The organism is Kitasatospora sp. NPDC090308 (assembly GCF_044769485.1).
GTDB classification, from domain to species: Bacteria; Actinomycetota; Actinomycetes; order Streptomycetales; family Streptomycetaceae; genus Kitasatospora; species Kitasatospora fiedleri.
In genome coordinates this window covers 102,740-125,877 of record NZ_JBIVXY010000013.1, presented here as the reverse complement: position 1 = coordinate 125,877, position 23,138 = coordinate 102,740, and the positions used below count along the sequence as shown (strand labels likewise).

At 75.5% G+C, this 23,138-nt stretch carries 19 protein-coding genes and 3 riboswitches; of the genes, 9 read left to right on the top strand and 10 right to left on the bottom strand.

Annotation, left to right across the window (positions count from 1 at the left end; genetic code table 11):
* Positions 1 to 1,455, top strand: a complete 1,455-nt coding sequence (locus ACIQVD_RS26065; RefSeq protein WP_402291883.1) for a short-chain fatty acyl-CoA regulator family protein — start codon at positions 1 to 3, stop codon at positions 1,453 to 1,455.
* Here the strand turns inward: ACIQVD_RS26065 and ACIQVD_RS26060 are convergent.
* From ACIQVD_RS26060 to ACIQVD_RS26050, 3 genes are read right to left on the bottom strand one after another with little or no spacing between them, the layout of a single operon-like run.
* Positions 1,413 to 2,549, bottom strand: coding sequence for a bifunctional 2-methylcitrate synthase/citrate synthase (locus ACIQVD_RS26060; protein WP_402291882.1), 1,137 nt, complete (start codon positions 2,547 to 2,549; stop codon positions 1,413 to 1,415). The genes ACIQVD_RS26065 and ACIQVD_RS26060 overlap by 43 nt on opposite strands.
* An 18-nt stretch (positions 2,550 to 2,567) precedes the next feature.
* Positions 2,568 to 3,473 (bottom strand): methylisocitrate lyase, encoded by a 906-nt coding sequence (gene prpB / locus ACIQVD_RS26055; RefSeq protein WP_402291881.1) that lies wholly within the window; start codon positions 3,471 to 3,473, stop codon positions 2,568 to 2,570.
* Positions 3,473 to 4,981, bottom strand: a complete 1,509-nt coding sequence (locus tag ACIQVD_RS26050) for an MmgE/PrpD family protein (RefSeq protein ID WP_402291880.1) — start codon at positions 4,979 to 4,981, stop codon at positions 3,473 to 3,475. Before ACIQVD_RS26050 ends, prpB begins: the two co-directional genes overlap by 1 nt.
* Positions 4,982 to 5,188: 207 nt before the next feature.
* A riboswitch (cobalamin riboswitch) is annotated at positions 5,189 to 5,322 on the top strand.
* A gap of 96 nt (positions 5,323 to 5,418) precedes the next feature.
* On the opposite strand from ACIQVD_RS26050, the gene ACIQVD_RS26045 reads away from it, so the two are divergent.
* Positions 5,419 to 6,513 carry a prenyltransferase/squalene oxidase repeat-containing protein gene (locus tag ACIQVD_RS26045; RefSeq protein ID WP_402291879.1) on the top strand — a complete coding sequence of 365 codons (1,095 nt, stop codon included), beginning with the start codon at positions 5,419 to 5,421 and terminating at the stop codon, positions 6,511 to 6,513.
* A gap of 41 nt (positions 6,514 to 6,554) precedes the next feature.
* A complete protein-coding gene (locus ACIQVD_RS26040; protein WP_402291878.1) occupies positions 6,555 to 7,034 on the top strand; it encodes a flagellar hook-length control protein FliK in 480 nt (159 codons plus the stop codon).
* 60 nt (positions 7,035 to 7,094) lie between these two features.
* On the opposite strand, the gene ACIQVD_RS26035 is transcribed toward ACIQVD_RS26040, so the two are convergent.
* Positions 7,095 to 7,307, bottom strand: a complete 213-nt coding sequence (locus ACIQVD_RS26035) for a hypothetical protein (protein ID WP_402291877.1) — start codon at positions 7,305 to 7,307, stop codon at positions 7,095 to 7,097.
* 115 nt (positions 7,308 to 7,422) lie between these two features.
* Positions 7,423 to 7,956 carry a hypothetical protein gene (locus ACIQVD_RS26030; protein WP_400680715.1) on the bottom strand — a complete coding sequence of 178 codons (534 nt, stop codon included), beginning with the start codon at positions 7,954 to 7,956 and terminating at the stop codon, positions 7,423 to 7,425.
* 544 nt (positions 7,957 to 8,500) lie between these two features.
* Positions 8,501 to 8,573, bottom strand: a riboswitch (cobalamin riboswitch).
* An 88-nt stretch (positions 8,574 to 8,661) separates the two neighbouring features.
* A riboswitch (cobalamin riboswitch) is annotated at positions 8,662 to 8,800 on the top strand.
* A gap of 108 nt (positions 8,801 to 8,908) precedes the next feature.
* On the opposite strand from ACIQVD_RS26030, the gene ACIQVD_RS26025 reads away from it, so the two are divergent.
* From ACIQVD_RS26025 to ACIQVD_RS26005, 5 genes are read left to right on the top strand one after another with little or no spacing between them, the layout of a single operon-like run.
* Positions 8,909 to 10,726, top strand: coding sequence for a prenyltransferase/squalene oxidase repeat-containing protein (locus tag ACIQVD_RS26025; protein WP_402291876.1), 1,818 nt, complete (start codon positions 8,909 to 8,911; stop codon positions 10,724 to 10,726).
* The gene (locus ACIQVD_RS26020; RefSeq protein WP_402291875.1) at positions 10,723 to 11,727 is read left to right on the top strand and encodes a hypothetical protein; all 1,005 of its coding nucleotides are present in this window, start codon (positions 10,723 to 10,725) and stop codon (positions 11,725 to 11,727) included. Before ACIQVD_RS26025 ends, ACIQVD_RS26020 begins: the two co-directional genes overlap by 4 nt.
* Before the next feature lie 55 nt (positions 11,728 to 11,782).
* Positions 11,783 to 12,949, top strand: coding sequence for an energy-coupling factor transporter transmembrane component T (locus tag ACIQVD_RS26015; RefSeq protein WP_400681555.1), 1,167 nt, complete (start codon positions 11,783 to 11,785; stop codon positions 12,947 to 12,949).
* Entirely contained in the window at positions 12,946 to 14,583 is a 1,638-nt protein-coding gene (locus tag ACIQVD_RS26010) for an ABC transporter ATP-binding protein (RefSeq protein WP_402291874.1), read from the top strand. The genes ACIQVD_RS26015 and ACIQVD_RS26010 overlap by 4 nt, the downstream gene beginning before the upstream one ends.
* 23 nt (positions 14,584 to 14,606) lie before the next feature.
* The gene (locus ACIQVD_RS26005) at positions 14,607 to 15,437 is read left to right on the top strand and encodes an ECF transporter S component (RefSeq protein ID WP_400681558.1); all 831 of its coding nucleotides are present in this window, start codon (positions 14,607 to 14,609) and stop codon (positions 15,435 to 15,437) included.
* Between the two features lie 48 nt (positions 15,438 to 15,485).
* On the opposite strand, the gene ACIQVD_RS26000 is transcribed toward ACIQVD_RS26005, so the two are convergent.
* The 3 genes from ACIQVD_RS26000 to aceA form a co-directional block, all read right to left on the bottom strand.
* Positions 15,486 to 16,352, bottom strand: coding sequence for a 3-hydroxybutyryl-CoA dehydrogenase (locus ACIQVD_RS26000; protein ID WP_402291873.1), 867 nt, complete (start codon positions 16,350 to 16,352; stop codon positions 15,486 to 15,488).
* Between the two features lie 18 nt (positions 16,353 to 16,370).
* On the bottom strand, positions 16,371 to 18,008 hold the full coding sequence (gene aceB, locus ACIQVD_RS25995; RefSeq protein ID WP_402291872.1) for a malate synthase A: 1,638 nt from the start codon (positions 18,006 to 18,008) through the stop codon (positions 16,371 to 16,373).
* A gap of 135 nt (positions 18,009 to 18,143) precedes the next feature.
* Complete coding sequence (gene aceA, locus ACIQVD_RS25990; RefSeq protein WP_402291871.1) at positions 18,144 to 19,436, bottom strand: isocitrate lyase; 1,293 nt, start codon at positions 19,434 to 19,436, stop codon at positions 18,144 to 18,146.
* Between the two features lie 406 nt (positions 19,437 to 19,842).
* On the opposite strand from aceA, the gene ACIQVD_RS25985 reads away from it, so the two are divergent.
* Entirely contained in the window at positions 19,843 to 21,246 is a 1,404-nt protein-coding gene (locus ACIQVD_RS25985) for a short-chain fatty acyl-CoA regulator family protein (RefSeq protein WP_400680729.1), read from the top strand.
* Positions 21,247 to 21,280: 34 nt separating this feature from the next.
* Here ACIQVD_RS25985 and ACIQVD_RS25980 read toward each other — a convergent pair whose 3' ends face one another.
* The gene (locus ACIQVD_RS25980) at positions 21,281 to 22,246 is read right to left on the bottom strand and encodes an anti-sigma factor RsbA family regulatory protein (protein ID WP_400680732.1); all 966 of its coding nucleotides are present in this window, start codon (positions 22,244 to 22,246) and stop codon (positions 21,281 to 21,283) included.
* Positions 22,243 to 23,043: an MEDS domain-containing protein gene (locus ACIQVD_RS25975; protein ID WP_400680735.1), complete on the bottom strand. Its 801-nt coding sequence runs from the start codon at positions 23,041 to 23,043 to the stop codon at positions 22,243 to 22,245. The genes ACIQVD_RS25980 and ACIQVD_RS25975 overlap by 4 nt, the downstream gene beginning before the upstream one ends.
* Positions 23,044 to 23,138 lie beyond the last annotated feature (95 nt).

Here is a 23,138-nt window from a genome sequence, read left to right as displayed (position 1 = left end):
ATGGCACCACCCGTCGGGCGCAAGGTCTTCGCCCACGCGAAACTGCGGCGGCTGCGCCGCGAGCACGGCATGAACCAGGTCGAGCTGGCGCACGAGCTGGGCCTCTCGACCAGCTACCTCAACCAGATCGAGCACAGCCGGCGGCCCCTCACCGCCGCGGTGCTGCTGCGGATCTCCGAAGTCTTCGGCGTGGAGCCGGAGTTCTTCTCCGAGGCGGAGGAGGAACGGCTCGCCACCGACCTGCGGGCCGCCCTCGCCGACGAGGCGTGCGGCCTCGCGGTCGCGGCGGAGGAGGTGGTGGAGGCGAGCCGGAACCATCCGGACGTCGCCCGGGCGCTGGTCGCGCTGCACCGCCGCTACCGGGAGGCCGTCACCCGGGTCGCCGCACTCGACCACCCGGGGGGTGCCGCCGCGGCGCTGGTGCCCGCCGAACCCCACGACCAGGTACGGGACTTCTTCTACGCGCACCACAACCACATCGCGGTCCTCGACGCGGAGGCCGAACGCACCGCCGCCGCCCTCGCCGCGGACCCGACCGGCCGCACGGCCGCGCTGGTGGCCAGGTTCGGCGCCCGCCACGGGGTGCGGGTGCTGGACGCCGACCCGGGCGACCGGGCCGAGATGCGCCGGTTCGACCCGGCCGGCGGCACCCTGCGCCTGTCGCCCTGGCTGGCGGACGGCCAGCGGGCCTTCCAACTCGCCACCCAGCTCGCGCTGCTGGAACACCGCCCGCTGCTCGACGCCCTGGTCGCGGCGGCCGAACCGGCCTTCACCTCCGCGCAGGCCGCCGACCTGGCCAGGATCGGCCTCGCCAACTACTTCGCGGGCGCCCTGCTGATGCCGTACTCCGCCTTCCACACCGCCGCGGAGGAACTGCGCTACGACGTCGAACTGCTCCAGGCGCGCTTCGGCGTCGGCTTCGAGACGGTCTGCCACCGGCTGTCCACCCTCCAGCGCACCGGCCGGCGCGGCGTGCCGTTCTCGTTCCTGCGCGCCGACCGGGCGGGCAACATCTCCAAGCGGCAGTCGGCGACCGACTTCCACTTCTCCCGGCTCGGCGGCACCTGCCCGCTCTGGACCGTCTACGAGGCGTTCTCCGCACCCGGGCGCATCCTCACCCAGGTCGCCGAGATGCCCGACGGCAAGCGCTACCTCTGGATCGCCCGGACGGTGACCCACGGCGGCCACGGCCACCGCGCGCCCCGCAGCGAGTTCGCCGTCGCCCTCGGCTGCGAACTGCGCCACGCCCACCGCCTGGTCTACTCCGAGGGGATCGCCCTCGACCGGGGGCGGGCCGCCACCCCGATCGGCCTGGGCTGCCGGATCTGCGAACGGACCGACTGCGCCCAGCGGGCCCGCCCCCCGGCCGCCGGTCGGCTCGTGGTGGACCCGGACCGGCGCACCCGGGTGCCCTACCCGGTGACCGGCACCGTCCGGCGGCCCGGACCGTCGTAGCGGGCGAGCGGGCGGATCAGCGCGTTGTGGGCGAGCTGCTCGGTGATGTGGGCGGTCCAGCCGGTGATCCGGCTCATCACGAAGATCGGCGTGAAGGCGGGAGTGTCGAAGCCCATCAGGTGGTAGGCGAGGCCCGCCGGGTAGTCCAGGTTGGGGTGGATGCCCTTGCGCTCCAGCACCGCCTCGCGCAGGGCGGTGTGCAGGGCGGCCAGCCGGACGGCCCGGGGGTCCGCCGAGCCCTCGACCAGCCGGTCGAGGGCCGCCTGCATGATCGGGACGCGGGAGTCGCCGTCCTTGTAGACCCGGTGGCCGAAGCCCATGATCTTCCGTTCGGAGGCGAGTGCCCGGTCGAGCCAGTCCGCGGCCCGGGCCGGGTCGCCGATCTCCTCCAGCATGTGCATCACCGCCTCGTTGGCGCCGCCGTGCAGCGGGCCCTTGAGGGCGCCGATCGCGGCGGTGACGGCGCTGTAGAGGTCGGAGAGGGTGGAGGTGACCACCCGGGCGGTGAAGGTGGAGGCGTTGAAGCTGTGTTCGGCGTACAGCACCAGGGAGACCTCGAAGCAGCGCACCACCTCGGGGGAGGGGACGGTGCCGAAGCACATGTGGAAGAAGTTCTCGGCGTACCCCAGGTCCGGGTCCGGCGCGATGGGGGCCAGGCCGCGGCGGCGGCGCTGGTCGGCGGCGACCACGGTCGGCAGCTTCGCCAGCAGGTTCAGCGACTTGGCGAGGGCGGGGGCCGGACGGCCGTCGTCCTCGGTGGGGTCCTCCGCGCCGAAGAAGCTGACCGCGGTGCGCAGCACGTCCATCGGGTGGCAGGTCTCGGGCAGCTTGGCCAGCAGTTCGGCGGTGGTGCGGTCGAGCGGGCGCAGCGCGCGCTCGCGGGCCCGGAACTCGCGCAGCTGGGCCGGGTCGGGGAGTTCGCCGCGCCAGAGCAGGTGGGCGGTCTCCTCGAAGGAGCGGTGCGCCGCCAGCTCCTGGACGGGGTAGCCGCGGTAGGTGAGGGAGTTGGTCTCCGGGAGGACGGTGGAGATCCCGGTGGTGTCGACGACGACACCGGCGAGGCCGCGGTGGACCCCGGGCGTGGTGGCGGGCATGGGTGAACCTCCGGTGCGTCAGGTGCCGGGCGGCAGGGTGAAGTCGAAGACGGCCGAGTCGAAGGCCGCGTACTCCCGGTAGCCGAGCAGCTCGTACAGCCGGGAGCGGGTCTGCATCCGGGGCAGCAGGGACTCCTGGGTGCCCTCGGCGGCGATGGTCCGCAGGCCGTCCTCGATCGCGCCCATCGCCAGGCGCAGCAGGGTGACGGGGTAGAGGGCGATGTTGTAGCCGAGGTCCGTCAGGGTGCGGGTGTCCAGCAGCGGGGTCCTGCCGAACTCGGTGAGGTTGGCCAGCAGCGGCACGTCCACCGCCGCGCGGAACGCCTCGTACTCGGAGAGGTCGGCCAGCGCCTCGGGGAAGACCGCGTCGGCGCCCGCGTCGACGTACGCCTTCGCCCGGTCGATCGCCGCGCCGAGCCCCTCGACCGCGCGGGCGTCGGTGCGGGCCATCAGCAGGAAGTCGGGGTCGCGGCGGGCGTCGACGGCGGCCCGGACCCGGCGGACCATCTCCTCCCGGGAGGTGACGGCCTTGCCGTCGAGGTGGCCGCAGCGCTTCGGGTTGACCTGGTCCTCCAGGTGGAGCCCGGCCAGCCCGGCGTCCTCCAGCAGTTGGACGGTGCGGGCGGCGTTCACGGGCTCGCCGAAGCCGGTGTCGGCGTCGATCAGCACCGGCAGGTCGGTGGCGCGGGTGGTCTGCTGGGCGCGCTGGGCGATCTCGGTGACGGTGGTGAGGCCGATGTCGGGCAGGCCGAGGTCGGCGGCGAGCACCGCGCCGGACAGGTACGCGGCCTCGAAGCCCAGGTCCTGGATCAGGCGGGCGGAGAGCGGGTTGATCGCGCCGGGCAGGCGCAGCAGCCGGCCGGAGGCGAGCTGTTCGCGGAAGGCCCGGCGGCGCTGGGCGGGGGTGGTGCGGGTGTGCAGCATCAGAACAGGCCCTTCGGCAGGGTCGCGTCGAAGGCGCGCACCGCTTCGGCGTCCACGGCCGGGAACAGCTCGCCGAGGTCGGCGGCCCCGAGTTCGGCGAGGCCGGCCGCGGCGGCGAGGAAGCGCTCCTGGTCGGCCGGGGCGACGATCCCCTCGGCGAGGGTGCGGAACTTGCCCTCGTAGGCGGGCCGGTCGAAGGGCCGGGCGCCGGCCGGGTGGGCGTCGGCCACGCCCAGCTCGTCCTCGACGACCGAGCCGTCGTCCAGCGTGATCACCACGCGTCCGCCGAAGGCCCGGCGTTCCGGGTCGGGGTCGTGGTAGCGGCGGGTCCACTCCGGGTCCTCGACGGTGGTGACCTTCCGCCACAGCGCGACGGTCTCCGGGCGTCCGGCCCGCTCGGGGGCGTAGGAGCGCTCGTGGTGCCAGCCGCCGTCCTCCAGGGCGACGGCCAGGATGTACGGGATCGAGTGGTCGAGCGTCTCGCGGCTCGCGGCGGGGTCGTACTTCTGCGGGTCGTTCGCGCCGGAGCCGATCACGTGGTGGGTGTGGTGGCTGGTGTGCAGGACGACCGAGCGGACCCGCTCCAGCGGGCCGGCCTTCCCGCGCAGCCGCCGGGCCAGGTCGATGACCGCCTGGGCCTGGTACTCGGCCGAGTACTCCTTGGTGTAGGTGTCCAGGATCGCGCGGCGCGGCTCGTCCGGCCCCGGCAGCAGCACCCCGTAGTCGGCGGACGGGCCGTCCAGCATCCAGGCCAGGAAGCCGTCCTCGCCCTCGTAGACCGGCGACGGCGAGGTCTCGCCGCGCATCGCCCGGTCCACCGCCTCGACCGCCGCCTTCCCGGCGAACGCGGGGGCGTACGCCTTCCAGCTGGAGATCTCGCCCTTGCGGGACTGCCGGGTGGCGGTGGTGGTGTGCACCGCCTGCTGGACGGCCTGGTAGGTGACCTCGGTCGGCAGCCGCAGCAGCGCCCCGAGGCCGCAGGCGGTGGCCGCGCTCAGGTGCGCGACGTGGTCGATCCGGTGCGCGTGCAGGCAGATGCCCTTGACCAGGGCGACGTGCACCTCGTACGCCGCGACGACGCCCCGTAGCAGGTCCGCGCCGGTGCGGCCGGTGTGCTGGGCGACGGCCAGCAGCGGCGGGACGTTGTCGCCGGGGTGCGAGTAGTCGGCGGCCAGGTAGGTGTCGTGGAAGTCGAGTTCGCGCACGGCGGTGCCGTTGGCCCAGGCCGCCCACTCCGGGGAGACCCGGGTGCCGCTGCCGAACACCGAGGCGCCCGGGAGCGCGGCCCGGTGCGCGGTGGCCTGGGCGCGGGCGACGGCGACCGGGCGGCGCAGCAGCGAGGCGACGGCCACCGCGGCGTTGTCGATCACCCGGTTGACGGCCGTGTCCGCGCAGGCCGCCTCCGGTTGCTCGGTGCCGGCGGCCACCTCGGCGAGCTTCCAGGCGAGTTGGTCCTCGCGCGGGAGGCGGTCGGCGCTGGGGTGGACACGGACGCGGTGCTCGATCACGGGACTCCTCGGAGGCGTCGGCGGCTGGGGTGCGCATGATCGAGACTGCCGGTCGGACCGCGGGCGGTCCAGCAGGCCGAGCTGCGGAATCCGCACCCGGCGGACCGGTGAATCGGCGAATCCTGCGAAGAACCGGAGGCGCAGCGCCGACCGGGACGTCCGTCGGCGGGACGCGCGCGCCCTTGACCCGGCCTCCGGCGCCTCGCCATGATGGGCCGTCATGTTTCCCGACTCCGCCGTCGGGGGAAGTCCGGTCCGAATCCGGCGCTGACCCGCAACGGTAGGCCGTCGACGGCTGTCGACGGCGAGCCCGATCACCCGGTGGCGGAGGTGTACGTCCACTCCTCCCGTCGTGGTCTGCGGGCCGGAGCTCCGAGGGCTGAGCCGCCGCGCGCCACCTCCTCCGGGCCCCGCGCGCAGGTTCGGAAAGGCTCTCCATGACCGTGCTCCGCCGCCCCCTGCGCCTGCTCGCGATACCGGCGCTCGCCCTCGCGGCCACGCTCCCCGCGGCCGTCCCCGCCCGGGCCGCCCCCGCCCAGGCCGCCCCCGCCCGGGCCGTCCCGCTCCCCGCCGGCACCGCCACCCTCCGGCCGGACGCCGCCGCCGCGGGCTGGCTGGCCCGCCAACTCGTCGACGGCGACCACTTCGAGACCGTCTTCGACGGCACCGCCTACCCCGACCAGGGGCTGACCGCCGACGCCGTCCTGGCCTTCGCCGCCGCCCACGGCTCCGACACGGCCGCCGCCCGCGCCACCGCCTGGCTCGCCAGGCCGGAGAACACCGCCGGCTACCTGGGCGACGGCACCACCGAGGCGTACGCCGGAGCCACCGCCAAACTGCTGCTCACCGCCGAGGTCCGCGGCGAGAACCCGGCCGCCTTCGGCGGCGTCGACCTCCCGGCCCGCCTGCGCTCCCTCCGGACGGCCGCCGGCCGCTTCTCCGACCGCTCCCAGTGGGGCGACTACAGCAACTCCTTCGGCCAGTCCCTGGCCGTCATCGCCCTCACCCGCACCCCCGCCGGGGCCCCGGCCGCCGCCGTCGACTTCCTGGCCGGCAGCCAGTGCGCGGACGGCGGGTTCCCGGCCTCCTTCGGCCAGGCCACCTGCACCGCCGACCCGGACGCCACCGCGCTCGCCGTCCAGGCCCTCGCCGCCACCGGACGCGCCGCGAAGGCCGCCGCCGGACTGAACTGGCTGAGCGCGCACCAGAACGCCGACGGCGGGTTCGCCGCGGCCGGGGCCACCGCCTCCAACGCCAACAGCACCGGACTGGCCACCCAGACCCTGCTGTCCACCGGACGCCCCGTGGCCGGGCTCAAGGGCTGGAGCGCCCTGGTCGAGCTCCGGCAGGGCTGCGCCGCCGACCCGGCCGTCCGGGGCGCGGTCGCCTACGACGCCACCGGCTTCGACCCGGGCAGCGCCGCCCGCGCCACCGCCCAGGCGGTCCTCGGGCTGAGCGGCACCCCGCTGGTCGCCCTCTCCGCCCACGGCGCCCGCCCCGCCGCGCCCGCCCTCGCCTGCCCGGCCCGCTGAACGCCCTGACCGACTGGCCCCCGAAACCAAGGAGCACCCGCATGAGCGACACCCTCGCCCCCGCCCGTCCGGCCCGCCGCGTCCTCGGCTCGATCGCCGCCGCGACGGCGCTGACCGCCGGCCTGCTCGGCGTCTCCGCCGTCCAGGCCCCCCAGGCGCAGGCGGCGGCCTGCTCCGGCACCACCGGCGTCACCGTCGTGGTCGACTTCACCGCCCTCGGCGGCGGCATCCAGACCGGCTGCGCCCCGGGCGACCCGGCCAGCGGCCTGGCGGCGCTCACCGGCGCCGGGTTCTCGTACGCGTTCCACCCGCGCTACCCCGGCTTCGTCTGCACGGTCAACAGCCTGCCGACGACCTGCACCAACCCCAGCGGCAGCGCGTACTGGTCGTACTGGCACGCCCAGCACGGCACCGCCTGGACCTACAGCAGCCTCGGCGCCGGAAGCTACAACCCGGCGCCCGGCGAGGTCGAGGGCTGGTCCTTCGGCGCCGGTGCGCAGCCGGGCATCACCGCGCCCTGAGCGGCGGAACGCCGGCGCCCCGACCCCGGACACGGGGCCGGGGACGGGGTGCCGGACCGATCAGGGTGCGCTGGTCCGCCGCCGCCGCCGTCCGACCAGCCGGTCGGCGAGCAGCCGGTCGGCGCGCACGACCGCGACCGAGGCGTCGAGCAGGCACTGCGGAACGCGTCGGCCCCCGGCCGGGGCCGGGCACACGTCGAGCACCGCCTGGCCGACCTCGCCGCCGTGGCCCTCGACCGACTCGAAGCCCCCGTCCGCAACCGGCTCCAGCACCCGCGGTACCGACCCGGCATCCTCGACGGTTCCACGGCCGGCACCGGCCCGAACCCCGACACCCCGAGCTCCCCTGACGGACCGAAGTCGGTCACGCCCGTGCAGGACCGAGCCTTCAGCCCACTCGTACCTGACGCTCGGGGCGGCCGGTCTCCGGGTCGAGGGCCACCACGAACACCTCGCCGCCCTCGGTGGTCAGCTTGATCCGGTCGGGTCCGTCCCACTGCGCCGAGGCCAGCGCGTTGTCGGGGGCGTCGCCGTTGAAGTAGCCGACCCGCCACCGCCGTGCGGTCAGGCCGGAGCCGGCGTCCACCGAGACCCACCAGAGCGGATCGATCACCGCGGTGCCCTCGTGGATCACCAGGCTGCGGTCGGACCGGCCGGGAGCCGGCCGGTCCGCGGTCTTGTGCGGCGTGCTGCCGAAGCCGAGCAGTGCGAAGGGCGAGGCCAACAGGGTGCAGCCGAGGATCGGGACCAGCAGCAGTCTCCTGGTCTCTCGGGAACGGAACCCGATCAGGACGGCGAGGACGATCAGCACCAGCACTGCGGCACCGTACGCCGGCGGGTGGTGGAAGACCTCGACGAGCACCACCAGTCCGCCGTCCCGGGCGGCTTGAGCTGCGGCGTAGGCCAGTGCGACGAGCAGCATCGCCAGCGTGATCAGTCCGAGCGCGATCGGCCGTCGCCTGCGCCGCCACCAGCATGGCCGACCCGGGGGCACGCGCACCTGCGGAGGCGGTGCGGGCCGTGGAGGGTGGGGCGGCGCCGTGGTCTGCGGGGGAGGGGGAGGCGGACCCACTGCCCTCTGTGCCGCCTTGCCCTCGGACACCGGTGGCTCGGGGACCGGGTCCCTCGTTGCTCGACCGCTCTCGTCCACAGCCCCGCCCCCGGTCATGACACCCCGCCGAGTTGATCAACCTAGGGGGACAGGCTACGGCTCGGACCCGCCGATCCAACAGGGCTGACTTCGGTTCGTCAGGGGAGCTTGGGGCACGGGGGTTCGGGCCGGTGCCGGCCATGAAGCCGTCGAGGGCGTCGGGTCGGTACCGCGGGTGCTCGAGCCGGTTGCGGACGAGGGGCTGATCTGCCGTTCCGTCCTCGTCGCGGGCCCCTTTTCGCCGCCTGCGGCGTGCTGGTGGGCGGCCGCCGCCCGGGTCGCGCGGGTCGGCTTTCGCTCGGGGTGCGCGGTCGGCGGGCATGCGGACTCGGGGTGCCGGAGAGCCCCGCACCGCTGCGCGTCAGCCCCGGATTCGCGCCGGGTTCCCCCGCGCGGCCAGCCGGGACGCTACCGCGCCGCACCCCGGTCCGCGAGCTGGCGCGGGCGACATGACGCCCCGTTGACTCCCCGTCGCGCACCATGGTCTGATGAACGGGTTTTTCACCCTCGGCAGTCAGGGGAAGCCGGTCCGAATCCGGCGCTGACCCGCAACCGTAGATCCGCCCCCACCGGGACGGATGAGCCGGAATGCCTGCGCCGAGGGGTTCGTCAGCAACAGATGCGTCGTCGCGGACTACGACGCGGTGCAGAGCGGCTTCCCCCTCCGGGCCCGGCTGCCACGCCGCCGTACTCCCGCCTCGGCCTACCACGGGGAGAGTCGCCGGTGAGGGTCAGCAACACGCTTACGAGCCACGGCCGCGGAGGCCGGCGGCGGACGGCCCTGGCCCTCACCTCCGCCCTCGCGGTCACCGCCGGCGCCACGCTCGTCCTCGGCCAACCCGGTCGGGCCGCGGCCGACCCGATCGAGGACTGCACGGCCACCACCGGCGCGATCGTCGCCGTCGACTCCGGCCACTGGGACGGCGGCGCCGTGCGCGGCTGCGACGCCCACCCCGCCACCGGCACGAACCCGCTGCACAACGCCGGGTCCACCACCACCGGCACCCGGCACGACGGCCCCGCCTCCGTCTGCCGCCTCGGCAGCAGCACCTTCGGCAACGGCGCCCAGTACCCGACCCCGGCCGAGGAGCCCTGCGCCGACGCTCCGCAGGCCGTCGCCCGGCAGAACGCGGACGCCGGCTTCGCCCCCGACGAGTGGACCCACGACTCCGACCCGGTCGCCACCGAACAGGCGATCCCCGGCCCGGCCACGCCGAGCCCCCGGCCCGGCCGGACGCCCGACCTCGCCAAGGGCGGCGCCTACCTCACCGACCCCGTCCGCCTGCTGGACGGGCACTACTACGAGGCCTTCCCCGACTCCGGGTTCGCCGACTTCGGCCTCACCGTCGACGCCGCCTACGCGCTCGCCGCCACCGGCACCGACGACGCGGCGCTGCGCCGCATCGTCGACTTCCTCGACCGGCAGGGCAAGGACGGCAGCGAACGCACCGTCAACGACTGGACGGCCGTCGGCACCGAGTACGTCGGCGGCGGCTCCGTCGGCAAGGAGGCGCTGCTCGCCGAGATCGTCGGCCGCGACCCGCGCGCCTTCGGCGGCCACGACCTGATCGCCGCCCTCGACCAGGCCGTCTGCGACCACGCCGACACCGACAACGGCTGCGCCGCGCAGGGCAATTACCTCTGGGCCACCTCGGTCTTCTCCCAGTCGCTCGGCATCCTGGCCCAGTTGAGAGCCGACGACACCGAGCACGCCGCCGCGCCCGTCGCCTACCTGAAGGGCCTCCAGGCCGCCGACGGCTCCTGGCCCAGCCTGATCCCCGCCTCCGGCGACTCCGACGTGGACAGCACCGCGATGGCCGTCATGGCGCTCGCGCTCGTCCCCGGCGAAGAGGCGGCCCGGGCCGTCGACCGGGGCCTGGCCTGGCTGGCCGCCCAGCAGCTCCCGGACGGCGGCTTCCCCGGTGCGGCCGGCGACTCGACCAACTCCGCCGCCCTCGCCGCCCAGGGGCTGACGCTCCGCCAGTCCGCCTACGCCGAACGGATCGCCAGGGCCGTCGAGTTCCTCGCGGCCGAGCAGAACGCCGACGGCGGCTTCAACGTCGCCTCCACCGGACAGCAGGGCTCCGACGTCCGGGCCTCCACCCAGGCGCTCGGCGGCGCGACCGGCCTCTCCTTCGGGACGCTCCACCGCGACCTCGACGGCACCGCGCCGACCGGCTCGCCGTCGCCGTCGCCGTCCCGCTCGGGACCGGCATCGCCGTCGGAATCGGCGTCCGCGTCCCCGTCCCCGTCGTCGCTGTCGCCGTCGCCGTCGCCGTCGTCCTCGACGCCTGAGCGCCCGTCCGGGTCGGTTCCGGTCTCCGAGGTCCCCTCGTCCGGCACCGGCACCGGCACCGGCGCGGGCGGCCTCCCGGTGGGCACCGGCGTCCCGGCGGGCGGCACCGGCCCGGACGGGCTGGCCTTCACCGGTACCGACGTCCTGGAACTGGCCGTTCCCGGCCTGCTGTTCGCCGCCGCGGGCGGTGCCGTCCTGGTCGCCACCCGCCGGCGCAACGCCCCGGCCGCGGGCAGGCACCGGTGATCCGCCGCCTCGCCGCGCGCGCCGCGTCCGTCTGCGCCGCCCTCGCCCTGGTCGGCTCGGGGCCGGGGGCGACCCCGGCCGCCGCCACGGCGCTGCCGATCGAGCAGTGCACCACCACCTCGGGCGTGGTGCTGGCGGTCGACTTCAGCCACTGGGGCGGTCCGCTGCTGCGCTCCTGCGGCACCACGCCGACCACCGGCTACCAGCTGCTCAACCAGGGCGGCTGGAAGACCACCGGCACCCAGCACGACGGCCCGGCCTTCATCTGCCGGATCGGCTACAGCGGCCACCAGGGCGGCACGCAGTACCCGACCCCGGCCCAGGAGAAGTGCGTCCTCACCCCGCCCGCCACCGCGTACTGGTCGTACTGGCACGCCGACCCGGGGCAGAACACCTGGTCCTACAGCCAGTTGGGGGCGATGAGCCACCACCCGGCGCCGGGCAGCGTCGACCTGTGGATCTTCGGCGGCACCGACCTCGACGGCACCGAGGGCCGCCCGGCCTTCTCGCCCGACACCGTCCGCGCCCACAACACCGCCCCCGGCGGCACCACCCGGACCGCCGCCCCCGAGCCGACCCCGCCCGTGGCCGGCGGCAGCAGCGGGGGCGGTAGTACCGGGGGCGGCAGTACGGGCGGCGGGACCGGAAACGGGACCGGGACCGGCGGGACGTCGGGCGGCGGGACGGCCGCCTCCCGGCCGTCCGCCGACGGGCCCGGCGCCGAGCAGCCGGGGGCCCAGGCGAGTCCTGCCGCGCCGTCAGCCACCGCCCCGGACAGCGCCGCCGCGCCCCGGCCGCCCGCCGACTCGCCTCCGCCGCCCTCCGGGGCCCCCTCGGCGGAGAGCGGCCGACCCGTCGCGGTGGACGCCGCACCCGCGGCCGACGCCCCGCACCCCTCCTCCGGTTCGATCGCCCCCGCGGTCACCGGCGCCGCCCTCGTGGTCGCCCTCGGTGCCGCCACGGCGGTCACCGCGCTGCGCCGACGCCGACGGGCGGAGTGATCCGGTGCCGAAGCTCGACCCGGCCGGTCCCGGCGGCGTACCGGGCGACCGCCGTATCCCGCGCGGCCGTATCCCGCGCGACCTGCACCCGTTCGCGTGGTGGATCTGGGCGCTCGCCATGGCCACCGCCGCCAGCCGCACCACCAACCCGCTGCTGCTGTTCCTGGTGCTCGCCGTGCTCGGCCACGTCGTCACCGCCCGCCGGACCGAGGCGCCCTGGGCGCGCGGCTTCACGTACTACCTGTGGCTGGCGCTGACCGTGGTGGCGATCCGGGTGGCCTTCCGCTGCGTCTTCGCCACCGGCGTCACCCCGGACGACCACCTGATCCTCACCCTGCCGCACCTCCCCACCCCCGCCTGGTACGCGGGCATCCGGATCGGCGGCCCGGTCTCGCTGGAGGCCGTGCTGTCCGCCGCCACCGACGGGCTGCGGCTGGCCTGCCTGCTGTGCTGCATCGGCGCGGCCAACACCCTGGCCAACCCCAAGCGCGCCCTGCGCGTCCTGCCGGGCGCGCTGTACGAACTGGGCGTCGCCGTCACCGTCGCGCTCAGCGTCGCGCCCCAGCTGGTGCAGAGCGTGCAGCGCGTGGTGCGGGCCCGGCGGCTGCGGGCCGGGCGGAGCAAGGGAGTTCGCGCCCTGCGCGGCATCGTCGTCCCGGTGCTGGAGGACGCGCTGGAGCGCTCGCTGCGGCTGGCCGCCGCGATGGACTCGCGCGGCTACGGCCGTTCCGGCACCGCCACCAGGGCGTCCCGCCGCCTCACCGGGGCGCTGATGCTGCTCGGCATGGGCGGCCTGTGCACCGGCATGTACGGGCTGCTGGACGGGACGGCCCCGGCCTGGCTGGGCCTGCCCGCGCTGGCGGCCGGGTCGGCGCTCTGCGTGGCGGGCCTGGCGCTGGGCGGTCGCCGGGTGCGGCGCACCACCTACCGGCCGGACCCGTGGCGGGGTGCCGAGTGGGGCGTGGCCGGTTGCGGGGTGGCTGCTGCCGTCCTGCTGTGCGTCACGGTCGGCTACGACGCCACCGACCTCAACCCCTCGCTCTACCCGCTGAGTTGGCCCACCCTGCCGGCCGTTCCCGTGCTGGCCCTGCTGATCGCCGCCGCGGCCGGGGTGCTCTCCCCGCCGCCCGGTCGGCGTCCGGCCCCCGCCGCCCCGTCCGGGCCGCGCAGCGCCGATCCCTCCACCGACATCGACCGCACGCACCCCGAGGTGGCCAAGTGATCAGCTTCGACCGGGTCTCCGTGGTGTACCACGGCGCGTCCGAGCCGGTCCTGCGGGACGTCGAACTGACCATCCCGGAAGGCGAGTTGTGCCTGGTGGTGGGCCGGACGGGCGCCGGAAAGTCGACGCTGCTGGGCGCGGTGAACGGCCTGGTGCCGCACTTCACCGGCGGCACCCTGCACGGCCGGGTGACGGTCGGCGGCCGGGACACCGCGCACCACCCGCCGCGCGAACTCGCCGACGTGGTCGGCGTGGTGGGCCAGGACCCGCCGGCCGGGTTCACCACCGACACGGTGGAGGAGGAACTCGCCTACGCGATGGAGCAGTTGGCCGTCCCGCCGGAGGTGATGCGCAAGCGCGTCGAGGAGACGCTCGACCTGCTCGGCCTGGCCGAGCTGCGGCACCGGGCGCTGCACGAACTCTCCGGCGGCCAGCAGCAGCGGGTCGCGATCGGCGCGGTGCTCACCGCGCACCCGCGCGTCCTGGTGCTGGACGAGCCGACCTCGGCGCTCGACCCGACCGCCGCCGAGGAGGTGCTGGCCGCCGTCACCCGGCTGGTGCACGACCTCGGCGTCACCGTGCTGCTGGCCGAGCACCGGCTGGAGCGGGTCGTCCAGTACGCGGACCGGGTGGTGTACCTGCCCGGCGACGGCACCGTCCGCGACGGCCTCCCGGCCGAGGTCTTCCGGGACACCGCGATCGCCCCGCCGGTCGTCGACCTCGGGCGGCTGGCCGGTTGGCGCCCGCTGCCGCTCTCGGTGCGCGACGCCCGCCGGGCCGCCGCCCCGCTGCGCGGGGAACTGGCCGCGCACCCCGTCCCGCCGCCGCGTCGCACCGGAGCCGTGGGCGGGACGGTGCTCACCGCCGAGCGGATCGTCGTGCGCCACGGCCCGGTGGTCGCCGTCCGCGAGGTGAGCCTCGACCTGCGGGCGGGCGAGGTCACCGCGCTGATGGGACGCAACGGCTCCGGCAAGTCCTCGCTGCTGTGGGCGTTGCAGGGTTCGGGGCCGCGCCAGGCCGGCACCGTCGGCACGACCGGCGCGTCCGGCGGGAAGCCCGTCGACCCCCGGCGGGTCTCCGCCGCCGAGGCGCGACGGCTGGTCGGGCTCGTCCCGCAGACCCCGACCGACCTGCTCTACCTGGACACCGTGGGGGCCGAACTCGCCCAGAGCGACCGGGACGCCGCCCCCGGGCCGGGCACCCGCGCGATCCTGGACCGCCTCGCCCCCGGCGTCCCCGACGGCATCCACCCCCGCGACCTCTCCGAGGGCCAGAAGCTCGCCCTCGTGCTGGCGGTCCAACTCGCCGCCGCCCCCCGGGTCGTCCTGCTCGACGAGCCGACCCGGGGCCTGGACTACCGGGCGAAGGAGGCCCTGATCGGCGTGGTCGACCGGCTCGCGGCCGAGGGGCACGCCGTCGTGGTGTCCACCCACGACGTGGAGTTCGTCGCCGCGGCGGCCGACCGGGTGGTGGTCATGGCCGAGGGCGAGACCGTCGCCGACGGCCCCACCGCCGAGGTGATCACCGCCTCGCCCACCTTCGCCCCGCAGACCGCCAAGATCCTCGCCCCGCTGCCCTACCTGACCGTCCGCCAGGTCGGCCTGGCCCTCGACGCCGCGCGGGCCGCCCGGTGAGCGCCGCCCGGGTCGCCGTCCGGATGCCCGGCCGGGCCCGCCTCGTGGTCGCGCTGGCCGCCTTCGTCGGCCTGGTGGCCTTCACCTGGCCGTTCGTCGTCGCACCGGGACGGTTCGGGTCCGCGTACGCGCCGCCGCTGATCTTCGGCGCGCTCCTGGTCCTGGTCCTCGCCGTCGTGGTCTCCGAGATCGCCTCCGGCGGCATCGACGCCAAGGCGCTGGCCATGCTCGGCGTGCTGTCCGCCGTCAACGCGGGCCTGCGCCCGCTCGGGGCGGGCACGGCGGGCGTGGAGACCGTCTTCTTCCTGCTCGTCCTGGCCGGGCGGGTCTTCGGCCCCGGCTTCGGCTTCACCCTGGGCTGCACCTCGCTGTTCGCGTCCGCGCTGCTCACCGGCGGCGTCGGCCCGTGGATGCCCTACCAGATGTTCGGCTGCGCGTTCGTCGGCCTGCTCGCCGGTCTGCTGCCCCGGCTGCGCGGCCGGGCCGAGGTGCTGCTGCTCGCCGGGTACGGGGCGCTGTCCGGCTACCTGTTCGGCCTGCTGCTGAACCTCTCGTTCTGGCCCTTCTCCCTCGACCCGCACAGCTCGATCGCCTACCTGCCCGGCCTGCCGTTCACCGAGCAGTGGCACCGCTACCTGCTCTTCGACCTGGCCACCTCGCTCGGCTGGGACACCGGACGCGCCGTCACCACCGGCCTGGCCGTCCTGGTCGCCGGCCCGGCCGTCCTCGCCGTCCTCCGCCGGGCCGCCCGCCGCGCCGCCTTCGAAGCCCCGGTCTCGTTCGAAGCCCCGGTCCCGTCCACTGCCCCGTCCGCCCCGGCCGCGTCCGCCCCGGCGGAGCGGCCCCGCCGGTGACCGACCTCCCCCGCGACCGCGGTCCCGGCACCGGCGGGGCCCGCCGGGTCACCCCGCCGGGTGCGGGTGGAAGCCCCGGCCGCTCTTGCGGCCGAGCAGCCCGGCCTCGACCATCCGGGACAGCAGCGGGGGCGGGGCGTACAGCGGCTCCTTGTACTCGTCGTACAGGGAGCGGGCGATGGCCTCGACGGTGTCCAGGCCGATCAGGTCGGCCAGGGCGAGCGGGCCCATCGGGTGGGCGCAGCCGTGCACCATGGCGGTGTCGATGTCCGCGGCGTCCGCGTGGCCGGCCTCGGCCATCCGGATCGCCGAGAGCAGGTAGGGGACCAGCAGGGCGTTGACGACGAATCCGGCCCGGTCGCGGGAGCGGACGACGTGCTTGCCCAGCACGTCCCGGGCGAAGGTCTCCACCCGGTCCAGGACGGCCGGCGCGGTGTGCAGCGAGGGGACCAGCTCGACCAGTGGCATCACCGGCGCGGGGTTGAAGAAGTGCAGGCCCAGGACGTACGGGGCACGTCCGGTGGCGATGCCGAGCCGGGTGACCGGGATGGCCGAGGTGTTGGCGGCCAGCACGGCGTCCTCGGCGGCCAGCACCTTGTCCAGGACGCCCAGCACCCCGGCCTTGGCCCGCTCGTCCTCGACGACCGCCTCGACGACGAGCTGCCGGTCGGCCAGGGCGTCGAGGTCGTCGGCGAACAGCAGGTGCGCCCAGGCGTCGGTGCGCTGCTCCTCGCCGATCCGGCCGCGTTCGACGGCCCGGTGCAGCGAGCGGTCGATGCGGCGGCGGGCGGCCCGCAGCGCCTGCGGCCCGTGCTCGCAGACGACGGTGTCGAGTCCGGCGCGGGCGAAGACCTCGGCGATGCCGGAGCCCATCTGTCCGGCGCCGACGACGGCGACCCGGCGGATGTCGTTCATGCGGAGGGCCCTTCGGGTTCAGGCCGCCGGGGCGGCGGTGCGCACCAGGTGGCGGGCGTAGGCGGCGGTGGTGAGGAAGGCGGGCAGCTCGGTGCCCAGGGCGGTCTCCTCCAGGACCCGCACCGCGTCGTCGAGCCGGGCCGGGTCGGCGCCCTCGGCGAGCAGCGCGGCCCGTTCGAGGTCGATCAGGCGCCGGACGGTGTCCGGGGTGGCGAGCGAGCCGCCGGTGAGCCGGGTGCGGTGGTGCTGCCACTGCCAGAGCTGGCAGCGGGCGATCTCGGCGGTGGCGACGTCCTCCATCAGCCCGAACACCGCGACCGCGCCGGTGCCGCCCAGCCAGGCCGTCAGGTAGCGCAGCGCGACGGCGACGTTGGCGCGCAGGCCCTGCTCGGTCGGCAGGCCGGCGGTCAGGCGGTGGACGGCGAGCAGGTCGGCGGCGGTGACGTGGACGTCCTCGCGGGTGCGGTCGAGCTGGTGCGGGCGGGCGCCGAGGACGGCGTCGAAGGCGGTGCGGCAGGTGTCGACCAGCGCGGGGTGGGCGACCCAGGAGCCGTCGAAGCCGTCGCCGGCCTCGCGCTCCTTGTCGATCCGCACCCGGGTCAGCGCGGCCTCGTTGGCGGCGGGGTCGCGCTGCGGGATCGCCGCGGCCATCCCGCCGATCGCATGGGCGCCGCGCCGGTGGCAGGTGCGCACCAGCAGGTCGGTGTAGGCGCGCAGGAAGGGCTGGGTCATGGTGAGGGTGGCCCGGTCCGGCAGGACGAACCGGGGCCCGGCCTGGGCGAAGTTCTTGATCAGTGAGAACAGGTAGTCCCATCGCCCGGCGTTCAATCCGGCGGCGTGATCGCGCAGTTCGTAGAGGATCTCGTCCATCTCGAAGGCGGCGGTGACGGTCTCGATCAGCACGGTGGCGCGGATCGTGCCGTGCGGGATGCCGAGGGCGGCCTGGGCGTGGGTGAAGACCTCGTTCCAGAGCCGGGCCTCCAGGTGGTTCTCCAGCTTGGGGAGGTAGAAGTACGGGCCGTGGCCGCGGTCGATCTGCCGCCGCCCGCAGTGGAACAGGTGGAGGCCGAAGTCGACCAGCGCGCCGACGGCGGGGCGCCCGCCGATCAGCAGGTGGTGCTCGTCCAGGTGCCAGCCGCGCGGGCGGACCACGATGGTGGCGGGGGCGTCGCCGATCCGGTAGCGCTTGCCCTCCGGGGTGGTGTCGTCGATCCGCCGGTCGAGGGCGTCGATCAGGTTGAGCTGGCCGGTGACCAGGTTGTGCCAGGTGGGGGAGGTGGCGTCCTCGAAGTCCGCCAGCCACACCTTCGCGCCGGAGTTGAGCGCGTTGACGGCCATCCGGCGTTCGGGCGGGCCGGTGATCTCCACCCGGCGGTCGGTCAGGCCGGGCCCGGCGCCAGCCACCCGCCAGCTGTCGTCGGCCCGGACGGCGGCCGTCTCCGGGCGGAAGTCCAGTGTGCCGCCGTTCGCCAACTCGGCCGCGCGGCGGGCGCGTTCGGCGAGCAGGGCGGTGCGGCGGCCGGCGAAGAGCTCGTGCAGGCGGGCCACGAAGGCCAGGGCGGCGGGGGTGAGGACCTCCTCGAAGCGGTCCTCGTGCTCGCCGAGCACCTCGATCCCGGTCTCGGCGGCGGTCTCGGTGCGGCTGGTCGGGCTCATCCGGTACTCCAGGGGCAGTCGGCGGGAAGCGGGGGAGTGAGGGCCCGGGGCCTCGTCCCTCAACGAGGCCCCGGGCGGGGCGGGCGGCGGCCGTGGAGCCCCCGGGCCGGGCCGGGGCGACCGTCGCGGGGCGGCTCAGTGGAACTGCTCGGCCTCGGTGGAGCCGGTCAGCGCCAGCGTCTCGGCGTCCGGATTGAGCGCGGTGGAGACCAGGTCGAAGTAGCCGGTGCCGACCTCGCGCTGGTGCCGCACGGCCGTGTAGCCGTCCGGGGCGGCGGCGAACTCGGCCTCCTGGAGCTCGACGTAGGCGGTCATGCCGTGCTCGGCGTAGCCGCGGGCCAGCTGGAACATCGAGTGGTTCAGGGCGTGGAAGCCCGCCAGCGTGATGAACTGGAAGCGGTAGCCCATCGCCCCCAGTTCCCGCTGGAACGTGGCGATCTGGTCGTCGTCCAGCGCGGCCTTCCAGTTGAACGACGGCGAGCAGTTGTACGCCAGCATCTTGTCCGGGTACTGCGCCTTGACCGCCTCCGCGAACTCCCGCGCCTGGGCGAGGTCCGGGGTGCCGGTCTCCACCCAGAGCAGGTCCGCGTACGGGGCGAACGCCAGGCCGCGCGAGATGACCGGGGCCATGCCGGGCTCGACCCGGTAGAAGCCCTCTGCGGTGCGCTCCCCGGTGCAGAACCGGGCGTCGCGCTCGTCCACGTCACTGGTCAGCAGGTTCGCGGCCAGCGCGTCGGTGCGGGCCACGACCAAGGTCGGCACATCGGCGATGTCGGCGGCCAGCCGGGCCGCGTTCAGGGTGCGCACGTGCTGGGCGGTCGGCACGAGGACCTTGCCGCCCAGGTGGCCGCACTTCTTCTCGGACGCCAGCTGGTCCTCGAAGTGGACGCCTGCGGCGCCGGCCGCGATCATGCCCTTGGTCAGCTCGAATGCGTTCAGCGGGCCGCCGAAGCCCGCCTCGGCGTCCGCGACGATCGGCACCAGCCAGTCCGGGCCCCCGTTGCCCTCGGCGGTGTCGATCTGGTCGGCGCGCAGCAGCGCGTTGTTGATCCGGCGCACCACCTGCGGCACCGAGTTCGCCGGGTACAGGCTCTGGTCGGGGTAGGTCTGCCCGGCCTGGTTGGCGTCCGCCGCGACCTGCCAGCCCGACAGGTAGACCGCCTCCAGCCCGCCCTTGACCATCTGCACGGCCTGACCGCCCGTCAGCGCGCCCAACGCGTGCACGTAGTCGCGCTCGCGCAGCTGCCGCCACAGCCGCTCGGCCCCGCGCCGGGCCAGGGTGTGCTCCTCGCGCACCGAACCCGACAGGCGCACCACGTCCTCGGCGGTGTACGTGCGCTCGATGCCCGCCCAGCGGGGATCGGACGCCCACCGGGCTTCGAGCGCGGCCGCCTGGTGCTCCTGCTGCTGTCGAACCGACTGGGTCATGGTGATCCGGCTCCAGAGATGGGTTGCGAAGGATGTGAGACACCTCTCACCGCGAGGCGGGCGGGCGGCCGGCCGACGCCGGGCAGCGGCGTGGCACCGCGGGACGTGGTGGCCCGGACAGCCCGAACCACGGTGACTGACCTGGTGGTTCGCGACTGCTCACTGCGCCTTCCGGCCGCGGCACCGACTCTTCCACCGCGCTCCACCGCCGTCACCGGTGGACCGGTGCCACGTTCTGCGAAGCCTTCCGGGCGGATCGGCGAAGCCTGCGAAGACCGCCGGACGGCCCTCCCGGCTAGGCTCCCGCACCGAGGAGCCGACGAGCGGCCGACGGCGGCCGACGAGGAGCCGACGAGAAGCCGACGAGCGGCCGACGGACGGCCCGGCCGGGACGGGGGAGTGACCCATGGGAAAGGCGTTCGCCGGCGCCCGGTTGCGCCGGCTGCGCGAGGAGCGCGGCCTCAGCCAGGCCGCCCTCGCCCGACTCCTCGAACTCTCCCCCAGCTACCTCAACCAGCTGGAGCACGACGCCCGCCCGCTCACCGTCCCCGTCCTGCTGCGCCTCACCGAGGCGTTCGGCGTCGAGGCCGGCTACTTCGCCCCGCCCGACCGGGCCCGGCTCACCGCCGAACTGCGCGACGCCCTCGGCGAGGAGATCGCGGCCCGCCGGATCACCCCCGGCGAACTCGACGAGGTCGCCACCCGCCTGCCCGCCGTGGCCCGGCTGCTCACCGACCTGGCCCGGGGCCGCCGGGACACCGCCGAGCAGCTCGCCGTCCTGGCCGGCGACCGGGGCGCCCCGGCCGACGCCCGCACCCCGCACGAACAGGTCCGCGAGTTCTTCTACCGCCGGCAGAACTACCTGCACGCCCTCGACACCGCGGCCGAGCGGTCGGCCGAGCGGATCGGCGTGCGGCCCGGCCGGGTCCGGGAGGCCCTGGCCGCCCGCCTCGCCGACGGTCACCTGGTCCGGATCGCCACCGGCGGCGAGCAACTGCACCACTACGACGGGCGGACCCGCACCCTGCACCTGGCCGACCGGCTGCGCCCCGGCCAGCAGGCGTTCCGGATGGCCACCCAGCTCGCCTACCTGGAACACGACGCGCTGCTGTCCGAACTCGCCGCCCAGGACAGCCCCGAGGGTTCCACCGCCTTCGCGCTCACCCGGATCGGCCTCGCCAACCACTTCGCCGCCGCCCTCGTGCTGCCCTACCGGGCGTTCCACACCGAGGCCGAACGCTCCCGCTACGACATCGAGCACCTCGCCGACCACTTCGGCGTCGGCTACGAGACGGTCTGCCACCGCCTGTCCACCCTCCAGCGCCCCGGCCTGCGCGGGGTGCCGTTCTCCTTCGTCCGCGTCGACCGGGCCGGGAACGTCTCCAAACGGCAGTCCGCCACGCCGTTCCACTTCTCCCGCACCGGCGGCACCTGCCCGCTGTGGAACGTCTACGACGCCTTCGCCGCCCCCGGCCGGGTGCACGTCCAGGTCGCCGCGATGCCCGACGGCCGCCGCTACCTGTGGACCGCCCGCGCCGTCACCCGCTCACCCGGCGGCTGGGGACGCCCCGGCAAGACCTTCGCCGTCGGCCTGGGCTGCGAGGTCCGGCACGCCCACCGCCTGGTCTACTCCGCCGGGCTCGACCTCGCGGACGAGTCCGGCGCCACCCCCATCGGCCTCGGCTGCAAGGTCTGCGACCGCCCCGCCTGCCCGCAGCGCTCCGCCCCCGCCATCGGCCGCACCCTCGCCGCCGACGAGCACACCAGCACCTTCGTCCCGTACGCCGTGCGCGCCGACCCGGAGCCCTAGACCGCTGGACGCCGATCCCCGGGGCCCCGGCGGGCTACTCGGGCAGCCGGGTGTGCAGGCGGACGGTGGTGCCGGTCTCCGCGGTGGAGCGGATCTGGACGAGGTCGCAGAGCTGCTGGACCATCCAGAGCCCGCGGCCGCCGATCTGGTCGGCGGTCGGCCGGAGCCGGCCGACCAGCGGGTCCTGGAGGTGGCCGGAGTCGTGGAACTCGCAGATCAGGTCGGTGTCCTCCACCCAGGTGCGCAGGACGCCCCGGCCGCCGCCGTGCTTGATGCTGTTGGCGGCGATCTCGGAGGCGGCGATCAGCAGCTCGCGCAGCCGGGTGCCGCCCAGGCCGTGCGGGGTCGCGCAGGCCGTGATGTGGGCGCGGACCGCGGCGAGCCGGCCCCGCTGGTAGGGGAGTTCCTGGTGGGGGGAGGTTGCGGGGGTGAGTTCGGGGAAGGCGTAGGGCTCCTCGACGTAGGAGCCGTTGGGCCCGTGGGCCCCTTCGCTGAGGAGCATCGGGTGGCAGCGCCGGGCCGACTCCACCACGGCGGGCTCCAGCGCCGCGGTGTCGTACGGGCAGAGCAGCCACCAGGCGGGCGACTGGGCGAACGCCAGGTTCAGCAGCCACTCGTGGTACCCGAACTCGCCGCTCTCCGCCGGGGAGGGGTCGCTCCACGCGGATTCGCTGATGCCGCGGACCGGGCTGCCCTCGGCGGCCTTGGAGACCCAGTCGCGCCAGGCCGGGATCAGCCGCCCGGGGTTGCGGCCCAGCGCGGCGGCGTCGAGGAAGGTGACGCCGTCGGCGGCGTCCGTGCCCGCCAGCTCGGTGCGCAGCATGCGCTCCTTCGGCTCCGCGACCGCGACCAGCACCGGCTCGCTGCCCGCGCGGGCGTCCCGGATGAAGGACATGGCGCCGTCGAGGAACTGCGCGTCCCCGTCGTACGGGTACAGCTCGTGCCGGAAGGCCGAGTCCTGGGGGGAGGCGGCCGGGCGCGTCGTGCTGTTCTCGCTCACGGTGCCAGCTCCACGGGGATCTGCGGGACGTCGTAGCCGAGCAGCGACCAGCAGCGCCGGAACGTCTCGTCCGTGTTCTCGACCACGATCCGGCGGCCGGGGACCCCGCGCGCCGCGTCCGCCAGGGCGCGCATGCCCGCGACGTCCACCAGTTCGAGGTCCTGGCAGCGCAGGCGCACGGTGGCGGAACGGGCGACCAGGGCGTCCAAGGCGGTACGGAACGCCTCGGCGCCCTCGAAGTCCACCACGCCGCTCACGCTCCAGCAGTCCGTTCCCGCGCTGTACATCCGAAATCCCGGCACCTCCGCACGTGTGCCCAACTGCTGCGGATGTACTCCGACGGCCTGGTCGAGGGCCGCCGGGCGGAAACCGACCTGGTGGTAGGCGCAGACGACGACGGCCGCCCCGGCGAGCACCAGGTCGTCCAGGCCCAGCTCGTGCCGGGCGATCTCCCGCGGGCTCGCCCCGCCCGGCCACACCCGGTCCATCCGGGCCAGCACCCGCAGCGCGCGGAAGCCCTGCCGGCACGCGGCGTCCGCCTCCCGGCGCACCGTCTCCAGCAGCGCCGCCGCGTCCCACGCCGACCCGCCCGCCCGCTCGGCGACCGGGTCGAGGACCACGCCCTGGGCCGCGCCGCCCAGCGACCAGCGTGTGTCGGGGGTGCCGATGACCAGCACCTTGTCGCCGAAGAGCGCGCCGTCGGCGGCGAAGGCCCGCGCCGTCACGGCGAAGTCGTCGTCCGGGCCGACCAGCCAGCAGACGTGATCACCCGCTTCGACGGAGTCGAGGGTGGACACCGCACGTGCGCTCCTCACACGCCCTCCCTCCACCCCGACTCCACCCCGACCGGCTCCGGCGGCATCCTATCGTCACCGGCCCGGCACCCCGGGCA